The 18860-nt window shown below is 56.4% G+C and carries 20 protein-coding genes; 9 read left to right on the top strand and 11 right to left on the bottom strand.

Annotation, left to right across the window (positions count from 1 at the left end; translation table 11 throughout):
* Nucleotides 1–77 precede the first annotated feature (77 nt).
* Nucleotides 78–1601, top strand: coding sequence for a threonine ammonia-lyase, biosynthetic (gene ilvA, locus O2597_RS15095; protein ID WP_269526165.1), 1524 nt, complete (start codon nucleotides 78–80; stop codon nucleotides 1599–1601).
* Between the two features lie 68 nt (nucleotides 1602–1669).
* On the top strand, nucleotides 1670–2626 hold the full coding sequence (locus O2597_RS15090) for an AEC family transporter (protein ID WP_269526163.1): 957 nt from the start codon (nucleotides 1670–1672) through the stop codon (nucleotides 2624–2626).
* A gap of 23 nt (nucleotides 2627–2649) precedes the next feature.
* On the opposite strand, the gene O2597_RS15085 is transcribed toward O2597_RS15090, so the two are convergent.
* Complete coding sequence (locus O2597_RS15085; RefSeq protein ID WP_269526161.1) at nucleotides 2650–4035, bottom strand: nitronate monooxygenase; 1386 nt, start codon at nucleotides 4033–4035, stop codon at nucleotides 2650–2652.
* A gap of 180 nt (nucleotides 4036–4215) precedes the next feature.
* Between O2597_RS15085 and O2597_RS15080 the strand changes: the two genes are divergently transcribed.
* Both O2597_RS15080 and O2597_RS15075 read left to right on the top strand, forming a co-directional pair.
* A complete protein-coding gene (locus O2597_RS15080; RefSeq protein WP_269526159.1) occupies nucleotides 4216–4941 on the top strand; it encodes an SIS domain-containing protein in 726 nt (241 codons plus the stop codon).
* Between the two features lie 114 nt (nucleotides 4942–5055).
* Entirely contained in the window at nucleotides 5056–5670 is a 615-nt protein-coding gene (locus O2597_RS15075; protein WP_269526157.1) for a hypothetical protein, read from the top strand.
* On the opposite strand, the gene O2597_RS15070 is transcribed toward O2597_RS15075, so the two are convergent.
* From O2597_RS15070 to ygfZ, 10 genes are all read right to left on the bottom strand, one after another.
* The gene (locus tag O2597_RS15070; RefSeq protein WP_269526155.1) at nucleotides 5660–6334 is read right to left on the bottom strand and encodes a polysaccharide deacetylase family protein; all 675 of its coding nucleotides are present in this window, start codon (nucleotides 6332–6334) and stop codon (nucleotides 5660–5662) included. The genes O2597_RS15075 and O2597_RS15070 overlap by 11 nt on opposite strands.
* A 96-nt stretch (nucleotides 6335–6430) precedes the next feature.
* Nucleotides 6431–7393, bottom strand: a complete 963-nt coding sequence (locus tag O2597_RS15065) for an alpha/beta fold hydrolase (protein WP_269526153.1) — start codon at nucleotides 7391–7393, stop codon at nucleotides 6431–6433.
* Nucleotides 7394–7508: 115 nt separating this feature from the next.
* A complete protein-coding gene (locus tag O2597_RS15060) occupies nucleotides 7509–8678 on the bottom strand; it encodes a PAS domain-containing sensor histidine kinase (RefSeq protein ID WP_269526151.1) in 1170 nt (389 codons plus the stop codon).
* A gap of 112 nt (nucleotides 8679–8790) precedes the next feature.
* A complete protein-coding gene (locus tag O2597_RS15055) occupies nucleotides 8791–9186 on the bottom strand; it encodes an ExbD/TolR family protein (protein WP_269526149.1) in 396 nt (131 codons plus the stop codon).
* 3 nt (nucleotides 9187–9189) lie between these two features.
* Nucleotides 9190–9762, bottom strand: coding sequence for a MotA/TolQ/ExbB proton channel family protein (locus tag O2597_RS15050; protein WP_269526147.1), 573 nt, complete (start codon nucleotides 9760–9762; stop codon nucleotides 9190–9192).
* Between the two features lie 133 nt (nucleotides 9763–9895).
* Entirely contained in the window at nucleotides 9896–10054 is a 159-nt protein-coding gene (locus O2597_RS15045) for a YqaE/Pmp3 family membrane protein (protein WP_269526145.1), read from the bottom strand.
* Nucleotides 10055–10126: 72 nt separating this feature from the next.
* The gene (gene leuD / locus O2597_RS15040) at nucleotides 10127–10729 is read right to left on the bottom strand and encodes a 3-isopropylmalate dehydratase small subunit (protein ID WP_269526143.1); all 603 of its coding nucleotides are present in this window, start codon (nucleotides 10727–10729) and stop codon (nucleotides 10127–10129) included.
* A gap of 43 nt (nucleotides 10730–10772) precedes the next feature.
* Complete coding sequence (leuC, locus tag O2597_RS15035; protein WP_269526141.1) at nucleotides 10773–12200, bottom strand: 3-isopropylmalate dehydratase large subunit; 1428 nt, start codon at nucleotides 12198–12200, stop codon at nucleotides 10773–10775.
* Nucleotides 12201–12408: 208 nt separating this feature from the next.
* Entirely contained in the window at nucleotides 12409–12684 is a 276-nt protein-coding gene (locus O2597_RS15030; RefSeq protein WP_269526139.1) for an HU family DNA-binding protein, read from the bottom strand.
* A 353-nt stretch (nucleotides 12685–13037) separates the two neighbouring features.
* Nucleotides 13038–13961, bottom strand: coding sequence for a CAF17-like 4Fe-4S cluster assembly/insertion protein YgfZ (gene ygfZ, locus O2597_RS15025; RefSeq protein WP_269526137.1), 924 nt, complete (start codon nucleotides 13959–13961; stop codon nucleotides 13038–13040).
* A 97-nt stretch (nucleotides 13962–14058) separates the two neighbouring features.
* Here ygfZ and O2597_RS15020 point away from each other — a divergent pair, with 97 nt between their 5' ends.
* The 5 genes from O2597_RS15020 (at nucleotide 14059) to O2597_RS15000 (ending at nucleotide 18823) form a co-directional block, all read left to right on the top strand.
* A complete protein-coding gene (locus tag O2597_RS15020) occupies nucleotides 14059–15126 on the top strand; it encodes a 3-deoxy-7-phosphoheptulonate synthase (protein ID WP_269526135.1) in 1068 nt (355 codons plus the stop codon).
* 98 nt (nucleotides 15127–15224) lie between these two features.
* A complete protein-coding gene (locus tag O2597_RS15015; protein ID WP_269526133.1) occupies nucleotides 15225–16208 on the top strand; it encodes a malate dehydrogenase in 984 nt (327 codons plus the stop codon).
* A 179-nt stretch (nucleotides 16209–16387) separates the two neighbouring features.
* On the top strand, nucleotides 16388–17347 hold the full coding sequence (locus O2597_RS15010; protein ID WP_269526131.1) for a hypothetical protein: 960 nt from the start codon (nucleotides 16388–16390) through the stop codon (nucleotides 17345–17347).
* A 103-nt stretch (nucleotides 17348–17450) separates the two neighbouring features.
* Nucleotides 17451–17912, top strand: a complete 462-nt coding sequence (locus O2597_RS15005) for a type II secretion system protein (protein ID WP_269526129.1) — start codon at nucleotides 17451–17453, stop codon at nucleotides 17910–17912.
* A 50-nt stretch (nucleotides 17913–17962) separates the two neighbouring features.
* Nucleotides 17963–18823, top strand: a complete 861-nt coding sequence (locus O2597_RS15000; protein ID WP_269526127.1) for an NAD(+)/NADH kinase — start codon at nucleotides 17963–17965, stop codon at nucleotides 18821–18823.
* Nucleotides 18824–18860: the final 37 nt, after the last annotated feature.

Here is an 18860-nt window from a genome sequence, read left to right as displayed (position 1 = left end):
GCGGCATCACAGTCTGGCAAAGGGCGGGAAATGCAAACCTCGCTTGCGCTTCCCCGGCAGAAGGATTGAATGCCGCCATGTCATCGGAATCGCTCATTCGCTCAGTTCGCCAGGAAATCCTTTTCGCCCGGCAACGAATCTATGAAGTCGGTCAGGCCACCCCTCTCCAAGCGATCGAATGGAACGACTGCTCCATTTATGTAAAGCGCGAAGACATCTCACCGATCAAAGCCTACAAATGGCGCGGAGCATATAACCGCATGGCTCAACTCTCGCCCGAAGAATTGGCCCGTGGCGTCGTCACTGCTTCAGCCGGCAATCACGCCCAAGGCGTCGCCCTGGCCGCCAAGAAGCTGGGAACCCGCGCTTTGATCTACATGCCATTGGCCACCCCGAGGATGAAACAGCATGCCGTTCGTCAATTGGGCGGCGACAATGTAGAGATCCGTCTGGTGGGGGACACCTACGATGCGGCCAGCTCGGCGGCGCACAAGTGTGCGGCGGAAGAAGCCTTTACCTATATCCATGCCTATGACGACCTCGCGGTGATGGGCGGCCAGGGCACACTCGCCGACGAAATCATCATGTCGGGGAAAGGTCCGTTTGATGTCGCATTCCTACAGGTCGGCGGCGGTGGCATGGCTGCGGCGACCGCAACCTGGCTGAAGATGCACTACCCGGACATCCGGATCATCGGGGTCGAAGGGTGCGATCAGGCATCCATGGCCGCTGCGATTCAGGCAGGCCACCCCGTCACGCTGGACCGGGTGGACATTTTCTGTGACGGCACAGCAGTGCGCCGGGTTGGGGATCTCACCTACCAGATCTGTGCCGAAGTGATCGACGAGTGGATGACTGTCACGAACGACGAAGTGTCCGCCGCCATCCAGTTCTTCTGGGAACAGCTGCGCTGCATTCCGGAACCTTCCGGTGCGATGGGAATGGCCGCCGCCTTGAAATGCCTGGAGACGTTAAAGGGCAAGCGTGTGCTGACCGTGCTCTGCGGAGCCAACATGGACTTCGAACAACTTGCGACCATCGCACGACGCGCCGCGGTCGGTGCCGCCCGCCGACGCTTCCTGCGCATCGCGATCCCGGAGCAAGCAGGATCGATGTACCGACTGCTCGAAGCCCTGCCGGATTCGGTTAACATCGTCGATTTCCAATATGGTAAGACCGATGCAAGCGATGCCAACCCGGTCATCGGGTTCGATGTCGCACCGATGGAATTCGACGTGCTGGCCCGAGCCCTGAACGCCGGCGGGTACCAGTTCAGTGAAGTGACTTCAGACACGGATGTCGCCTTCCGGCTCATCCATTATGAATCCAAGCTCTTGTCACACCCCTATTTCATGACCCTGGACTTCCACGAACGCCCCGGTGCCCTCGCCGGATTTCTCAAGGCGGTCAGCCCCCACGCGAATCTATGCTATTTCAACTACGTTTATTCCGGGGAACGTGTCGGTCGCGCCCTGCTCGGCTTTGAATTCGCGGATGAAGCCGACCACAACGCCTTTCCTGATGTTCTGGCGGGCGCCCATGCCACCTACCGTGCGTACGAACCGGTTTCGGCGGAAGTCATGCAGCGAATCCTGGGTTAATCCCAACGCGGCGGGCTTTGACATACTCCGCTTTGCCATCTCCTCAGTCACCTTATAATTCAATAGCAATGCCCACCACGCAACTCATCTTCACCGCGGTCATGCCGATCTTCCTGGTCATTGGTGCCGGCTTTCTGGTACGGAAGCTCGGTTGGCTCGACGCGGAGGCGGACCGCAGCCTGATGTCGGTCGTGGTCAACCTTCTCTACCCCTGCTTCATCTTCGACCACATTCTCGGCAATGATGCGCTACGGCAGCCTTCCAACATATTGCTGCCACCCTTGGTCGGCCTCACCACAATTGTAGCCGGCTTTGCCCTGGCCATGCTGGTGGCCCGCAAATTCGGACTCGGCGACCAGCGAGAATGCCGCACCTTTGCCTTTACGACGGGCATCTACAACTACGGCTACCTACCGATTCCGATCATTGCACTCCTCTTTGACCGCGAAACAACCGGTGTACTTCTGGTTCATAACCTTGGAGTGGAAATTGCGATGTGGACCCTGGGCGTGGGCTTCATCCTTTCGGCCAATGATCCGAAATCCGCTTGGCGCCGTATCTTCAGCGGCCCCGTCATCGCGATCCTGCTGGCCACACCACTGAACCTCCTGCAAATCGACCAGCGGATGCCCGACATGTTCATCGAGTCGATTTCGCTGCTCGGACAAAGTGCCATCCCACTCGGACTCCTCTTAACCGGGGCAACCTTTGCGGACCTGGCCGCCGGAGTCAAAATGAAGGAGAACAAACGGCTGCCGGTCATCGGCTGCCTGCTCCGGCTCGGAATACTGCCCGCCCTCTTCCTGCTCGTCGCGTTTATACTCCCCTTGCCGAGCGAATTGAAGGCGGTGATGTGCATTCAGGCGGCCATGCCCTGCGGCGTGTTCCCCATCGTACTGGCCAGACACTTCGACGGATCGCCCGAGGTCGCCCTGAAACTGGTACTCAGTACGACCCTAATCAGCCTCGTCACGATTCCACTATGGATTACAATCGGACTCAAGCTGCTGGGCTTGCACTCGTAAATATCCCCAGGTCTAACCCAGCATCAAGCAACCGTCCTCATAGAGGCTGGCAGCTTGGAGCGCAGATAAACGACCAAATCGGACACACGGATCGGAGCCTCGCTGGCAAAAGCATCCAAGAAGGACATGTCCTCTCCCCAGGTCACCAAGGGCTGCACGGGCGCACCGTCCTTGACCTGGGCAAGGCCGATCGATGCCATCAATCCATTGCATAGGCAGCGCTTGCCCACGGTTTCTTCGGCCGAACCGCCCTTCTTTTCATAGACATGAGCGGGCGCAACCGGGCAACGGTAGCCGACTTCACCGGACTCCGTACGGTAGAGTTGGCGCAAGTAGCCGAGATCGCAGGGATAGCGTGGTTCCTCACCGTCGTTGCAGGCGAGATCAACCCGCTTGAAAGGATACCCGGTCGGAGAAGCCTGATAGTCCGTAATGACATCCAAGTTTCCGGAGCGGTAAAGTTCGATCACCTCTGCCTTGATTTCAGGCAGCATCCCGGATTCCTCGGTACAGGCGAAAGCCGTTCCGACCTGGATCCCCTGGGCTCCCAGAGCCAGCGCGTCCAGCAGCTTGTCCGGCGAGGCATAGCCCCCGGCCAACCAGAAAGGGCGCCCCAGCTCGGCAATCTTCGAAATATTGCAGATATCACGCTCGCCATAGCCGTCCTTGCTCCGGGGCGGCGCATTATGGCCACCTGCGGAATAGTGCTCCACCACAAATCCGTCAACGTAGCCACTGGCTTTCTTGACGAGCGTTTTGGCCAGGACTTCCGAAGAAATAATAGCCAGAAATTTCGGGCGGCTCAGGGGTTTGGCATCCTGCGGCAGATGCGCCATCGGGTCCAAACACATGCGGGGTGCCTCACCACAGGGGAAGCCGGCAACTGACATCTTCAGCTCGGCAGGCTCCAGACGCGCGAGCGCATCCAAAACAGCCGGAATACCGATCGGAATACCGCCTCCCATCAAAACCGCATCCACTCCCGCCAGCATCGCCCCAAAAATCGAGGCAAGAGTCGGCACCTGAATCTTCTCAAGCAAATTGATGCCCACAAAACCATTGTGCCCCTCTTTCGCCAAGTAGATCTCAACGAAATTCGCGACGATACAGAGCTCGACCTCGGCGATCCCCATGTCGACCACCGGCAGCGGCTTCATTTTGTAGGGGGCGTCTGCGGCCTTGCCACCAGGGATAAACCAGCGATCCACAATCGGCTTGACCATTTTAGGATAGGGAAAGGCGGCCAACGCGCGTCGCATATGCCCGTCCGGATCGCCATCCTGCAGGCGGCGAATCAGGACGCTGTCCAAGGCAGTCCCGGACACGACTCCCAACTCACCACAAGTTGAGACCGCACGGGCAAGGCGCCAATTGGACACAGCTACGCCCATCCCGCCTTGAATTATCATTGGCAAATTCTTGTCGTTTCCTGTTTCCATCTTTTTCACTACTTTCGCTGTGTGCGCGCACTCCAGCCATTAATCCTGCTTACAACGACACTAAAAAAGAATACAGGTTTCTTATAAGTTCTGCTGCTACCTGCTAGGAGGAAACTTGCATCTGCACTCGGATACGGGCAGCATGGCCGGATGTCACTCGCCCAGAATTTTTTTGAACTCTCCAACTCATTGCAGGCCAATGCTTATAACCAAAATTTGGAGGTACTAAAATCCGCCGGAAAGATGATCGCCCGGTCCATCGCAGCCGATGGCGTACTCCACACCTTCGGCAGCGGACACTCCCAGATCCTGGCTGCCGAAATTGAGCGACGCGCCGGCGGCCTGGTTCCCGTCAGCAGTATCAACGACCCCGCCGACGGCTGGCCCGAGCAAATTCCGGGCTACGGCAAACGGCTTTTCCAGCGCTATGCCTACCAGTATGACGTGCAAGCAGGCGATGTCGTATTGGTGATCTCCAACTCCGGCCGCAACGCCAGCCCGATCGAAGTCGCGATGGAAGCCAAGGAAAACGGGCTCAAAGTCATCGCCCTGACCTCGCTGGAAATGTCCAAGGCGACCAACTCGCGGCACCCATCGGGCAAGAAACTCTACGAAATCGCCGACTACGTCCTCGACAATGGCGGCGTGCCAGGCGATGCCGCAATCGACGCACCCGGATTCGCCTACAAAGTCGGCCCGACCTCGACCATGAGCGGCGCGCTCCTGCTGAACCTGCTCAACATGGAGATCATCGAGAACCTCATCGCCCTGGGCGTCACCCCACCCACCTATGTCAGCCAAAACGCCGACGGCGGCGCCGAACACAACGAGGCACTGGCCACGAAATACCGCCATCGCATTCGGCGCCCTATTTAATCGTCAAAATAGAATAGATCATTGCATGCACATAAGTTCGTTAGTACAGATAACGAAATGAGACACATACTCCTATTTTTCTTGGCTGTAATATGCTGCCATGGGTCGGAACTGGTGCAGAAGGCAGATCTGATCGAACAAATACTCGAACAAACGAGCGAGGAGGAAATCCTGAATACATTCGAAGGCGTTTCGATCATGGGCGCATCACTGCACGCGATTCAGACGCGGGGCGAAAGTACTGAAAGCGAAAAGGCCTTCAAAGCCAAAATATCGGGAATCATTCGCGAAACAGTGGGAACTGCCGCAATCGACACATTTACATCTGAGGAGTTAAAACGCTTGAAGGAACTACACGAAGGCACCGAAACAGAACGGAGCATTGCGCTCAAGACGCTGTGCCTCAGCATTTCAAACAAGCCATACGCCATGCAGAAATTCAGCAAGGTCGTCATAGAGCAATCACAATCAGACTTTCAACACGTTCGTGAAGTCAGCCGCGAAAAGATGATACGCAACAATCTCCGTCAAATCGCCAGCGCGGCCGACCAATACTTCCTTGAGACGGGGAAAGACACGGTCAAGCTGCAGGAACTTGTCGGCCCTCAAAAGTATATAAAAATCATACACCCAGCCAAAGACGAGACCTACCCCGAAACCATCACTAAGAAAGACAAGAAAATCATCGCCACGCTATCTGACGGCAGTGTGATCGCGATCAACTTCTAAGCTCTGTACCAAGGAAGATGTCCGGCAATTCGCCCCACTCGACATCCGGATCGGCGGTGATACGGGCGATCTTGTCATCCATCGCCTGCCACTGTTCCTCAGTGCAGAGCTCGTAGCTGTGGCCCCAGAAGTAGAAGAGGCCACAATTTGATGCCTTGGCCTGCTCGTACAGCTCCCAGAATTGTTCAGAGTGGAAGTGGCAGTCCGAATGGAAGAACATCGGGTCTTCCACCGGCAGGCAGGGTGTCGCATTCTTGGTCGTGCGCGCGTAGCAATGCCCCGCTTCGCGGACGACATCGGCCGTAGCTTGGTCGCAGTCGCCGAAAGGATAGACAAAACCGTGTATGGGTTGCTGGAACCAATCCTGCAAAACCTTGCGGGCATCCACCACTTCGCTCTTCCAGTCTTCCAACGGAATCCGCGTTGGCCAAGGGTGGCTCATGCTGTGGTTGGCAATGGTGAAGCCTTCGTAGACCGCCAGAAGCTCATCCTTGGCCAAACGCTGAATCGTCTTGCCCCACTTCTCATTAAACCCGCCCTCGCGCTGCGCTTTGTGTGACGCGGGGTTCAAGTTAAACGAAGCCTTGGCCCCGTGTTTGCGAAGAATCTCGATCAGACGGATGTCATCATTGACCCCGTCATCCCAGCATTGAACGACTTTCATGGTATTTGAGTGGAGGGTTGTGCTCCGTCACAACCGAAGTGTTGTCAGTTAATTCTTTGAGCATGCGAGGCAACGACGGAGCGTTGCCCTCCTAGATCACAGCCCCATCATGAATTCAAACGTCGCCTCCGGTGCACCCGGCAGACCTTCGTGACCGAAGTCCGGATAGATCAGATTCGACTTCTCCGATTGGATTGCATTGTAGGCAGCAAACTGAGTCGAAGGCGGACAGATATTGTCGATTAGGGTAATCGCCATAAGCACCTCACCTTTGATGCGTGCCGACAAATGGCTGACATCGATATAGCCCAGCTTTTCAAAGATGGCATCCTCCCGTTGATGCAGCGGGTCGAACCGGCGAAAGTAATCGCGCAAACCGGCGTACGCATTCTGGTCGAGGTCCATAGTCCACACACGCTTGTAGTCGCTCAGGAACGGAAACTGTGAATACACACGCTTGATGCGAGGCTCCAGGGCCGCACATGCCAAGGCCAACGCACCGCCCTGGCTGCCGCCGGCCACACCCACACGGGTCGCATCGACATCGCCAAGGCCCATCACGATACGGGCCATCAACGCTGTATCCAAGAATACATTACGATAGTACATTTTCTCGGGAACATCATCGAGCCCCTTGATAATGTGACCGTGCAAGGTATTCCCCTTGGTCGGGACTATATCCTCGGACAATCCGCCCTGCCCCCGGCAATCAAGACCGGCGACCGTATACCCGGCCGCGACATAGGGCAGCATTTCAATCCAATGCGGCGCCGCACCGGTATACCCATGAAAGAAAAGCAAGGCCGGCCGTGGACCAGCAGGCGCGTTGAGGGGCGTCGCAAGCTTGGCATGAACCCGCGCACCACCGGTACCTGTAAAATGCATGGACTGGCACTTTGCGTAGGGCGCTTGAAATTCCGCATCCGAGAAAGCAAGCTCCGGATCCAGGGCATCCAACTCGGCTAGGCCCTTGTCCCAAAAGGCGTCAAAGTCTGCAGGCTTCGGATTGCTGCTCGTGTATTCAAGTAGTTGTTCTAGGGGTTTATCGACGACTGGCATAAACACGATCCAATAAGGCCCAACATTCGGATGGCAAGCTAGAGGAAATTCAAAGTCGTTAAATAACCCGAACTACTAGCGAAGATCGCAATACGTTACGAACCAGGAAACAGGTTTAATTGGAGGGAGCCAGCGGCAGTGAAACCGTGAAAACAGTCCCGTAGACCGGATCGCTGGAAAAGTTCAGCTGTCCCATCAAGGACTGCTCGGTAATAAGCTTGGAGCTGTAAGTACCGAGTCCACGCTGAGTCCCCTTGGTCGAATAGGACCGCTTGAATATCTGCAGCTGGACTTCAGGAGGGATCACTCCCTCATTGCGAACCCGGAAGATACCCCGATCCTCCGAACGAAAGAATTCGAGCTGAACCACGCCCCCCGGAACCGTCGCCTCAAGCGCGTTCTTGACAAGGTTCCCCATGACCCGGCGCAACAATCCGGGGTCGGTACACAAGGCAAAACCCTCCGAAACCGGACTGACCTGAAGCTCTTTCCCACGCGCCATCTCGCTGCACTGGTAGTGAGACATAATGCGGGCTACGATATCGCCGGCCTGGGCTGAAACGAGATCGGGTACCAACTCGCCGGCTTCCGCCAGAATAAACTGCTGCTGGGAGTGAATCTCCTCGATCAGCTGGCAGGACAGGTCGTGTATCATGGCCCCGTACCCGGAAGCCTCTCCATCCGCACACAGGAACTCGGACAAGCCATGAATCCCATTCACGGTATTGAGGATATCGTGAAAGAAGATCCGCTCAAGGGCCTCCTGGCGCTTGAACTGGGAAATATCAGTGAGCTGAAAGAGCGTAAAGGACTCCCCGCCAAGCGCGTAAGGAGCCGCATGCACCTTAAAATTCATAGCCGAGCCGTCTTTCATAGAGAGTTGGCACTCACCTTTGGTCGCCACCAATGCCTCGTTCGCAAGGAGGATCGAATGCAAGGCTCCGCAAACGCTGCAATACGCAGTCGCGCCACAACCGTTACCCGAAGACGATCCCGCATGAATGCATCCCGCCAGATGCCCCGGCCGAAGTCCCTCGATCCGCTCTCTCGATTCGATCCCGAAAAACTCCATCGCCGCCCGGTTCACAAACACCACTTGCCTGGATTGGTTCAAAACCAGAATCAAACCGGGAAGCGAATCCAGCAAATTCACCACCTCAGGCCTCTCCCGGAAAATACCACACTGCCGGGACAGCTCCGCCACCGGCACAAGTTCGTCCGAAGAAAAACACCCCGGTTGGAGTCGCTCTCCCTCCACATACGGACTTTTACTGAAGCCGGCCATACACGAATGGTAAAAGGGCGCAGGGTATAGCGAAGCAAACGCTCGTCAATCAATGATTGTATAACAAACCCGTAAAGATAAGCCAAAGCTGGCCACAAAAGGTGTGCCAAAGCTACCTCGACTGGAGGCGCAGCTTATTCAAACGATGGCTCCGACATAGATCCATCACCAGGGTCACGTGTTTGAGCGGCGCGTCCTCGTCGGCGATCAGCAAAACAGGCATATCCGGGGTGGTATCACCGGCCAATTGAACCAATCCCTCCAATTGCTCCTTGTCCACCGGCCGGTCATTATAGAAAAACTCCCCCTCGGCACTCACTGCGATCAATATCTGCTCCTTGATCTCGTTCTTACCTGCCGTCTCGATCTTGGGTACGGTAATATTCAGGACACTCACCTGCTTAAACTGCATGGTCACGAGAAAGAAAAACAGCAGAACCGTGAGCACATCGACCAGCGGGACGATGTTGATGGCGGGAGGCCGGCGTCTTCGATTGACCAGTGACATGGCTCAAGCCTTGGGTTTCCGGGAGAGCTCGGTCATGCATTCCACACCCACACTGATCCGGGCTGCCAGCGACTCGACGCGACGCAGCAGGTAAGCGTGGGCGGCCAGCGAAGGGATCGCAATCGCAAGGCCAAGGATGGTGGTATTCAGCGCCAGAGCAATCCCCTTGATGAAGGCAGCCGGATCCGGCAAACCGGTATCCGCCGAAAACCCGCCGAAGACCTGGGTCAGGCCGGTCACGGTCCCGAGCAGCCCCAATAATGGCGCTGCCCCAATCACCACCTCGAGCAGGAAGATTCCCCGCTCCATCCGGCTGACCTCCAGGCGGGCAAAGGCATTCAAAGCGTCGGGATCGGGCTTGCGTTCTCGGTAGAATGAAACGATGCGCCCCGAGACGGAATCCAGATCCGCTTCCACCTGCTTCAGATCGCCGAGCACAAACGCATCCACCAGATGCTTGGGAATCACCCGTGAATTCCGCAGGGCGATCAGTCGCTCTATAGTGATAAAGACCGCGAGAAAAGAACAGGCCGCAAGCGGATAGATAAAGATACCGGCGTTGGAGAGTAGATCCATAATTTAAGAGATAGGAGACATCACTCGGAGGTCATAGGCAAGCAATCGATCATGAGGAAGAAATGGCCGAATACGAAAAAGGCGCAACTTCCGCTGCGCCTTTTGTCTGATATGAAATCAATTTGTTCCCCGATTACATGACTACCAGGATCGCGTGAATCACGGCCGGTATCCAAAAGAGGAAGCAGAGGATGATATTGATGATTAGGCCTTTGCCGGCCCCCTGCTTGAGGAAAACCGCAAGCGGAGGAAGCAGGATGGCCAGAATGATTAATACGATTTTATTATCCATAGCTGTGATTAGTTAGTGTGAGTATGTTTATGTCGAATTGACACCATCACACTAGCAATCATCGGGCCGAAGTCACGCCTGCATGTAGGGCAAGCCGGCCGCCACGGCGTCCACTTCCTTCCCCCCGCTAATCAGTTCGTCAAGCGGATCGTAGGTCCCGCTCATGAGGCTGTCACGGGCGCCGGCCTTGATATCGCACGGCACCCACTGGTCGCCGAACCAAATTTTGTGAGACTCGACATTGATCGTGATTTCGAGCTCCGGATTCCGTTCGATCGCATCCTGCAAGAGCGCACGGTCCTCATCAGAGGCGGTCACACAGACAATCCCGAGATTGGTCGAATTGCCAAAGAAGATCTCGGCGAAGCTGCCGGCAATCACAGCATTGAATCCGGCGCGCATGATCGACTGGGGCGCGTGCTCTCGCGAGCTGCCGCAGCCGAAATTATTGCCACTCACAATAATGCTGGCATCGGCGAAACGCGGATCGTTCAAGTTATGTTTCTTATCCTCCCCGCTTTCGGTCTTGCGGACGTCATAGAAGAAGTATTCGCCAAGACCGTCGAAGGTGATGCACTTCATGAAACGAGCGGGGATAATACGGTCGGTGTCAATGTCGTCACCGGGGATGTACACGCCCTTGCCGGCGACTTGAGTGATAGGTGTGGAAGCCATAGCTATAAAATTTGGAAATTAGAATTACGAAAGAAGAATACCGTTAAGCCATTGCCGGCTCGGCGACACCGAAAACCTCGCGGGCATCGGAAACCTCACCGGTCACCGCGGCCGCAGCGACCATCAGCGGGCTCATCAGCATGGTGCGCCCGGTCGGGCTGCCCTGACGGCCCTTGAAGTTGCGGTTCGAAGAACTCGCACACAGCTGGTCACCGACCAACTTGTCCGGATTCATAGCCAGACACATGGAGCAACCGGCAGCGCGCCATTCGAAGCCCGCATCCTTGAAAATCTTATCCAAACCAAGTTGTTCGGCGATCTGGGCAACCACTTGCGAACCCGGCACCACGATGCCCTGGACGCCCGCAGCAACCTGACGGCCCTGAACGTACTTGGCGACTTCCTGAAGGTCAGACAGGCGTCCGTTAGTGCAGGAACCGATGAACGCGACATCGATCTTTTTGCCCTTCACCGGAGACCCGCCTTCGAACTTCATGTGCTCAAGCGCTTCGGCAATGGAATCGCGATCCGACTGGGTCGCGCCCTCTTCGACAGCGGGGATATTCTCGTCAATGCCCACGCCTTGGCCCGGAGTGATCCCCCATGTGACGGTCGGCTGGATGTCAGCTGCATCGATATTCACCACATCGTCATACTGGCAGTCCACATCCGAGGCAAAGCCCGCCCAACGCACGACGGCAGCATCCCAATCGGCTCCCTTCGGCGCATACGGACGACCCTTCAGGTATTCGAAAGTGGTTTCATCCGGATTCACATAGCCCACGCGAGCACCACCCTCAATCGACATGTTACAAACAGTCATGCGCTCTTCCATGGTGAAATTGTCGAAGACCGTGCCAGCGTATTCGTAGGCATAACCGGTACCGCCCTTGGTACCAAGCAGACGGATGATATGAAGAATCACATCCTTGGCGTAGACACCCGGACGCAAGCTACCGTCCACATTGATACGGCGGACTTTCAACTTATTCAGCGCAATCGTCTGGGTCGCCAGAACATCACGGACCTGACTGGTACCGATACCAAAGGCAATCGCGCCGAAGGCACCGTGCGTGGAGGTGTGCGAGTCACCACAGGCAATGGTTGTACCCGGCTGGGTGATCCCCTGCTCGGGACCAACAATGTGCACAATCCCCTGATGCCCGGTATTGGTATCAAAAAAGGTGACTCCGTTCTCCGCACAGTTCTTACGCAGCTCCTCAATCATGCCCTGGGCAAGTGGATCGCTGTAAGGCTCCGCCACTTCATTGGTCGGAACGATGTGGTCGACAGTTGCAAAAGTACGATTCGGAAACTTCACCGACAATTTCTTATCCCGCAGCATACCAAAGGCTTGCGGGCTGGTCACCTCATGAATCAGGTGCGTGCCGATCAGCAATTGCGTCTGGCCGTTGGCCAACTCGCGCACAGCGTGCGCTTCCCATACTTTTTCAAATAAGCTCTTGCCCATAGTTATCTCCTGTGAAGGGGTTTCATTCTCAAAAGCGTCTCAATAAGGAGAGATTTCCGCCCTCTGGCAACCGCAAAGCGTAATTTTCATCTGGGCCCGGCATGAATCCAGCCTCCGGGGGCTGCGTCCGCCCCGGGGCGGGGAACTGGCAACAAAAAAACCCGCAGCCTTCGACTGCGGGTTTTTGCAAAACGAACCAGGGGTAACCTTAGAGCGCAGCCTTCAGACCAGCGCCGGCCTTGAACTTAACAGCCTTGGAAGCCTTGATCTTGATCTTCTCGCCAGTTTGCGGGTTGATCCCGTCACGGGCTGCACGCTTAGTTACAGTGAAAGTGCCGAAACCGATCAGTTGGACAGTCTTGTCCTTCTTGATGCCCTTTTTCACACCCTCGAGAACGGCTTCGATAGCGCGCTCAGCGGCTGCTTTAGAGGTGTCTTTACCGAGTGATTTTTGCACTTCTGCAACGAGTTCTGCTTTGTTCATATATGTGTAATGTACGTTGAGGTTGATTGGTGTAATAACCGTCATCAAGCAGACGGCTCCAAAATCGCATCGTCAACAGTAAATCCGCTCCAAGGCCCTATTTTTTCAGGATTAGAGCCCCTCAATCGGCCTGAACGGGCGTGATCAGCCACTTCCACCGTCTTGCCGAGCCTCAATCACCTGTTTCAAGAGGTTCTCAGTGGCTTCCAATTTCGAAATTCCACGTTCTTCGGAGAGCTGGCCCGCCCGTTTCAACAACTGAGAGGCCATGGTTCGCGCCTGTAATTCAGACGCCCCCCAATGCTGGAAAAGCCGGGTTACCTGCTCCAACTCTCTCCCCGAACCGGGCGCGCTCATTCCGGCTCCTTTCGCAAGGGACCGGACAGACGCAAGTTCGCGCCGGCACAATCCAAATCATGTGCCGAAGCAACCACGTAGCGCAACTTGAGAAGCGCCACGCCAGTCCAAGCTTTGCCATTATAATATGCCGTACGCAGCTCCCCGATCGTTTTCCCAGCGGAATTGACAAGCATCATCGGCAAAACGGGGAGTTCCCCCCGCCCTTCCACAACGAATAAGGCACGCTGGGATTTGCCCACATTTTGCATGCGGGCCACAACCTCCTGGCCGAGGAAGCAGCCTTTGCTAAAAGAGACGGCATCCCGCTCCAAACCACCTTCTCCGGGAAGGTCTCCCGGTCCGATCTCGGCGGGGACAGCAGGAAACCCCGCACGGACACGCTCCAGCTGTATCCACTCATCCGATACGAACTCCGGATCCTCCTGCAAGCGCCCCAGAAAAGCGGACCGATCTTCAGCACAGTCAAAGACAAATTCACAGGCCGGCCGGCCCGAACGGCGGGATGGCAGCAGACGCAGGCCATCCCTATCGAGAAACCGTCCCGCGGGGGGAATGGCAAGCCCCATACGATCCAGGATACCGGGCAAATCCTCCCCGACCAGGCAGAGGCCTGAAGCAGCCGGCTCCGGCTCGATCACAACCTCATCGGCAATGATATGATGCTCGAGCTTTTCCCGGATACGATCAACCGGGCTATGGAGACTGTAGATCCGGAAGGATTCGTCCCCCTCGCAACAGACATACCCATCCGCCACCACCTTCCCCTTCACGTCCAGCCACAAGCCATACACACATTGCCCTGCCTCAAAAGGGCGCAAGTCGTTGGAGAACTGGCTTTGCAGAAAGTCGGCAGCATCCTCATCGGTCACACGGAGCCTCGCGGCCCATTCAAAACTGTGTACATAGAGCTTCCCCATAGCGCGAAACTGTGGGCATATGGCCTGATTTTCAACCCGAGATCGTCAGAATTCGGGCTTGTTCCTGAACCCGCAGTTCGTTACACCTCCCCGCCTTGTGAAAAAAGTCACCGACATCAATATTACTTCGAAGACGCTCCTGCCGACACCGGTCGAGCTCTGCACGGAGATCCAGAGAACCGACAAAGCGGAAAAATTTGTAGCGGAAAGCCGCGAAGCCATTCACCGTATCATTTTCGGAGATGACCGCCGCCTGCTGGTCGTGGTGGGCCCCTGCTCCATCCACGACATCGAATCCGGCCGCGAGTATGCGCGCAAGCTGGCCAAACTGGCCGAAGAGGTAAAGGACCGCATGCTTCTGGTCATGCGCGTCTATTTTGAAAAACCGCGCACCACGGTGGGCTGGAAGGGTCTGATCATGGACCCCAAGCTGGACGGCACCAGCGATATACCCGAAGGGCTGCGCATTGCCCGTCGTTTCCTGCGCGAAGTGATCGAGATGGGGGTTCCCACCGCCACCGAGCTGCTGGATCCGATCACACCGCAATACATCGCGGACCTGGTTTGCTGGTCCGCCATCGGAGCCCGCACCACCGAAAGCCAGACGCACCGTCAAATGGCCTCCGGACTTTCCATGCCGCTCGGCTTCAAGAACGGCACCGACGGCGGGCTGACGGTTGCCATCAACGCGATCAAGGCCGCAAGCCAGCAGCAGACTTTTCTCGGCATCGACAACGAAGGCCGCGCCAATGCTCTGACAACCAATGGCAACCCGTACTGCCACATCGTCCTTCGCGGCGGTTCCCACGGCCCGAACTATGGTGCCGACGACGTGGCTCAGGCCCGCGAGAAACTAACCTCGTCCGGCCTCGTTCCCGCCATCATGATCGACTGCAGCCATGCCAACAGCGAAAAGGATCCGGCCCGCCAACCCGAGGTTTTTGCCGAACTGGTCCGCCAAAGCCTGACAGATACCACCGTCATCGGCGGGATGGTCGAAAGCAACCTGAACTTCGGCAACCAGGCTTTCCCCCAACCGGTCGAAGACCTGAAATACGGCATATCCATCACCGACGGTTGCATCGACTGGGCAACAACCGAGCAGATGATCCGGGAGGCACACAGCGCACTGGCCCCAATCTTCAGTTCTAACGAATCCCATTAGGCCGACTTCTGTCTAAACCCACTGGGGAGATAGGCTTCAAAACGGCTGTCTTCCTTTCTAGTTCTCCTTCGATCCCTACAACCCGAAAACAAGATATTATGAGCAAAGAACCCATCCGTGTCGCAGTCACCGGGGCAGCCGGAAATATCGGCTATGCCCTCCTCTTCCGAATCGCTTCAGGCGCCATGTTCGGCCCCGACCAACCGGTCGCCCTGAACCTGATCGAAATCCCTCCGGCCCTCGACGCCCTCAAAGGCGTGGTCATGGAACTGGACGATTGCGCCTTCCCGCTGCTCAAGGATGTCGTCGCGACGACCGACATGGACGAAGGCTTCAAGGACGTAAACTGGGCGCTCCTCGTCGGCTCCGTACCCCGCAAGGCAGGGATGGAACGCGGTGACCTGCTCGCCATCAACGGCAAGGTGTTCACCGGCCAGGGCCAGGCAATCGGCAAGAATGCCGCTCCGGACGTCCGGGTGCTGGTGGTCGGCAACCCCTGCAACACAAACTGCCTGATCGCCATGAACAATGCCGAAGGCGTACCGAACGACCGCTTCTTCGCCATGACCATGCTGGACGAAAACCGTGCCAAGACTCAACTGGCCCAGAAGGCCGGCGTGGAAGTGACCGAAGTCACGAACATGACCATCTGGGGCAACCACTCCGCCACCCAATACCCGGACTTCTATTCGGCGCAGATCAGCGGCAAGTCCGCCGCCGAAGTCATCGGTGACGAAGCTTGGCTGAAGGACGAATTCATCCCGACCGTGCAAAAGCGTGGCGCCGCCATCATCGCTGCCCGTGGTCTTTCCTCCGCCGCTTCTGCAGCCAACGGCATCGTTGATTCCGTGCGCAAGCTCACCACACCGACTCCGGCAGGTGACACCTTCAGCATGTGCCTCTGCTCCGACGGCAGCTACGGCACTCCGGAAGGCCTGATCATCTCGTTCCCCTGCCGCACTGACGGCACTCAGATCGAGATCGTCAAGGACGTCGATATGAACGACTTCAGCCGTGCGAAGTTCGATGCTTCCGTCAAGGAACTGGAAGAAGAACACGAAGCGGTCAAAGACCTGCTCTAAGCACACAGACACAACCAATCCTTTCCAAAAGCCCGGCACACGCCGGGCTTTTTTCGGTTTTCATGCCGAGACTCAAGTTTCACCACGAAGATCACAGGCTAAGTATTGACTCAGAATCCATGTTCTCCGAAAAAATCCTTCAACGCGTCCCCACAGGCGCATCCCGTTACTAACAGAGCATGCTGCCCTATCTCCATATTCTCGTCCGAGTCGAAGACGATGGCTCCCTCCATGCCCTGGGCGCATTCACTACAAAGGAGAAACAACTGGCCTACCAGAAGGCCTCCGGACTGGCCGACAATCAAGTACGCTTTGATTTCTACAACGGCCCCTTTGAGGAGGAGATAAAGGTGATTTATGCAGGTCACCGGCGGTGGAACATGGACCGCTTCCAACTGGGTGGCTACTTCAAAAGCGAAGGCGAAGCCTGGACCTGGGTGACCCAGGAGGGCTATGTCAGCGTGCTTCGCATCGACACATCCTACGAGGAGGAGCGGATACTGGAGAAGGAGGCACTGGAACGCTACGCGAAACTGCAGAAGCGTTGGCGCCTCGCCTCCTATGAGGATCTTATTGCGCGGGAAGGCGCAGAAAAGGCCCGGGCCAATATCGTCCTCCGCTTCTACGAAGATGCCCTCGAGTCCTTCAAGCCGAAGTCGCAACGAGACATCCGCGCACTTTACGCACTCGTGATACTCATCCTCGCGATGCCCATTGCTGTCTTTTTCTTTCTAAGTAGTGCACCGGAATACGGTGAAGACATGGAAAGCGTCAACTGGCTGCCGGAATATGCCAGCATGGTCTCCTTCTACCGGTCTTCGCAAGTGCAAGTCTATGAATTCAAGGTCAGCGCGAGTAACTTCAAACGCTGGGCCGAAAGCCAGGGCATGGTCGTCCGCCGTCTGGCAGGCAAAGAAATACTCAGCCGCTACAAAGCCTACATCCCAACGGATCTGAGCGAGTCCGGCAATCCAGCCAAGACGGACGGCAACTTTAGTCCGGAAGATTTCAGCGTCTGGCAGAATGCCATCAGCATCAGTCTCAGCGAAGGACTGATCGCCGAAAGCGACGCCGGCGCCTACGCGCTTTATGACCCACAAACCGGAAAAGCCTACTTCGAGCACTTGATCGGTTTTTAGCCGAGGCTTCCGACAGCATGGTTTTTGGCATTAAAACTGACGCCTCAGCTTGCAAAAATAACCAAACTCGCGTAGTTAGCGAATAGGCAAAACACCCTAGAGGATGAAACAGCATACTACCAATGCATTCTCTCTGATCGAGCTGATGGTCGTGGTGACGACAATCGGTCTGCTTGCTTTATTGGGTGTACCAGGCATTCGCAAGACCACCGAGCGGGCCGAGGCAACGAGTGCCGCCAACAACATCCGAGTCTTTGCGGATGCAGTTGAATTCTACGCGACCTCGCATGGCAGCTACCCCAGCTACATGACTTATACGAACATGCCTCCGGATGTCAGCGCCTACCTGCCCAGTTTTTGGAAGGATGGGTCCTATAGCTGGTTCTATAACAGCACAGAGGACTTCACCTATGTTTACGTCTACGGCATGAAGTTTACACCCGAACAAGGCGTTCAACTGGACACCATCCTCGACGACGGTAATATCGCGACCGGCAACCTCCGCGTGGCCTACAACGGCAGCGGCATGGTATACTTGTTTGCAAACAACAGCGGCCTGCTCTAGTAAGGACCGTGATGCGGAGAGCGTAAAAAGCATTCGACCTCCGCTCTCGAATGCCTGATCCTGTCAGCGCAATGGAACCGATCCAGACCATTTGTTTTGCCGTTAACACCACAAAGCCGGGAGCGGAAGATGCCGCCCGCTATCTTGCCGGCTTGGCGGAATGCGAGGGCGTCAAGACCTGCATCACCACCGACTACCCGCTACCGACTGACGCTTTGGCCGGGCAGGACCTTTGCTGTGCGATCGGCGGAGACGGGACTCTGCTCGGCGTACTTGACGCAGCCTTGGAATCCGGAGCCGCAGTCCTCGGCGTCAACATGGGCAAGCTCGGCTTCCTCGCCACTTTCACCCAGGAAGAAGCCGCCAAGGACTTACCCGCCCTGATCCAGGGACATTACAGTATCGCAGAGCGTTCCGTGCTTTGCTGCACCAACCAAGCCGGTGAATCCGTCTACGGCCTGAATGATGTGGTGATCAAGGAAACCGAAGGCCGGGGCCTGATTCGTCTCTGCGTCTCCTCCAATGGGAATACCGTATCGGAATACCATTGCGACGGCCTGATTTTTGCCACACCGACCGGATCCACCGCCTACAACCTATCCGCCGGCGGTCCGATCATCGGACCACTCGTCAGCGCGATTGCCATGACCCCGATCTGTCCACACACCTTGGGGAATCGTTCGGTCATCTTCGACCAATCCTCTAAAATCACGGTAAGCAGTGGCGAAGACGCCCCCAACCCACGCATCACCATCGACGGGCGCAACCGTTTCAAGGGGGATACGAATTTCCCCATCAGCATCACCGTCGCGCAGCGCAAGTTCCGCCTCATGCAGAATCCGGATCACTCTCATTTTGCGATCGTACGCGACAAACTGCGCTGGGGCGACCCGACCATTCGTGTGCGTTAAGCAAAGCGAGTAACAAGAACCACTCGCTAGGACACAC

The organism is Coraliomargarita parva (assembly GCF_027257905.1).
GTDB lineage: Bacteria > Verrucomicrobiota > Verrucomicrobiia > Opitutales > Coraliomargaritaceae > Coraliomargarita_A > Coraliomargarita_A parva.
Note: the sequence above shows the minus strand (reverse complement) of the source record. Positions and strands in the feature narration are given on the sequence as shown.

Excerpts from the sequence above, each read along its gene's own strand:
- ilvA (WP_269526165.1), top strand. The coding sequence starts at position 78 with ATGTCATCGGAATCGCTCATTCGCTCAGTTCGCCAGGAAATCCTTTTC.
- O2597_RS15090 (WP_269526163.1), top strand. The coding sequence starts at position 1,670 with ATGCCCACCACGCAACTCATCTTCACCGCGGTCATGCCGATCTTCCTG.
- O2597_RS15085 (WP_269526161.1), bottom strand. The coding sequence starts at position 4,035 with ATGATAATTCAAGGCGGGATGGGCGTAGCTGTGTCCAATTGGCGCCTT.
- O2597_RS15080 (WP_269526159.1), top strand. The coding sequence starts at position 4,216 with ATGTCACTCGCCCAGAATTTTTTTGAACTCTCCAACTCATTGCAGGCC.
- O2597_RS15070 (WP_269526155.1), bottom strand. The coding sequence starts at position 6,334 with ATGAAAGTCGTTCAATGCTGGGATGACGGGGTCAATGATGACATCCGT.
- O2597_RS15065 (WP_269526153.1), bottom strand. The coding sequence starts at position 7,393 with ATGCCAGTCGTCGATAAACCCCTAGAACAACTACTTGAATACACGAGC.
- O2597_RS15060 (WP_269526151.1), bottom strand. The coding sequence starts at position 8,678 with ATGGCCGGCTTCAGTAAAAGTCCGTATGTGGAGGGAGAGCGACTCCAA.
- O2597_RS15055 (WP_269526149.1), bottom strand. The coding sequence starts at position 9,186 with ATGTCACTGGTCAATCGAAGACGCCGGCCTCCCGCCATCAACATCGTC.
- O2597_RS15050 (WP_269526147.1), bottom strand. The coding sequence starts at position 9,762 with ATGGATCTACTCTCCAACGCCGGTATCTTTATCTATCCGCTTGCGGCC.
- O2597_RS15045 (WP_269526145.1), bottom strand. The coding sequence starts at position 10,054 with ATGGATAATAAAATCGTATTAATCATTCTGGCCATCCTGCTTCCTCCG.
- leuD (WP_269526143.1), bottom strand. The coding sequence starts at position 10,729 with ATGGCTTCCACACCTATCACTCAAGTCGCCGGCAAGGGCGTGTACATC.
- leuC (WP_269526141.1), bottom strand. The coding sequence starts at position 12,200 with ATGGGCAAGAGCTTATTTGAAAAAGTATGGGAAGCGCACGCTGTGCGC.
- O2597_RS15030 (WP_269526139.1), bottom strand. The coding sequence starts at position 12,684 with ATGAACAAAGCAGAACTCGTTGCAGAAGTGCAAAAATCACTCGGTAAA.
- ygfZ (WP_269526137.1), bottom strand. The coding sequence starts at position 13,961 with ATGGGGAAGCTCTATGTACACAGTTTTGAATGGGCCGCGAGGCTCCGT.
- O2597_RS15015 (WP_269526133.1), top strand. The coding sequence starts at position 15,225 with ATGAGCAAAGAACCCATCCGTGTCGCAGTCACCGGGGCAGCCGGAAAT.
- O2597_RS15010 (WP_269526131.1), top strand. The coding sequence starts at position 16,388 with ATGCTGCCCTATCTCCATATTCTCGTCCGAGTCGAAGACGATGGCTCC.
- O2597_RS15005 (WP_269526129.1), top strand. The coding sequence starts at position 17,451 with ATGAAACAGCATACTACCAATGCATTCTCTCTGATCGAGCTGATGGTC.
- O2597_RS15000 (WP_269526127.1), top strand. The coding sequence starts at position 17,963 with ATGCCTGATCCTGTCAGCGCAATGGAACCGATCCAGACCATTTGTTTT.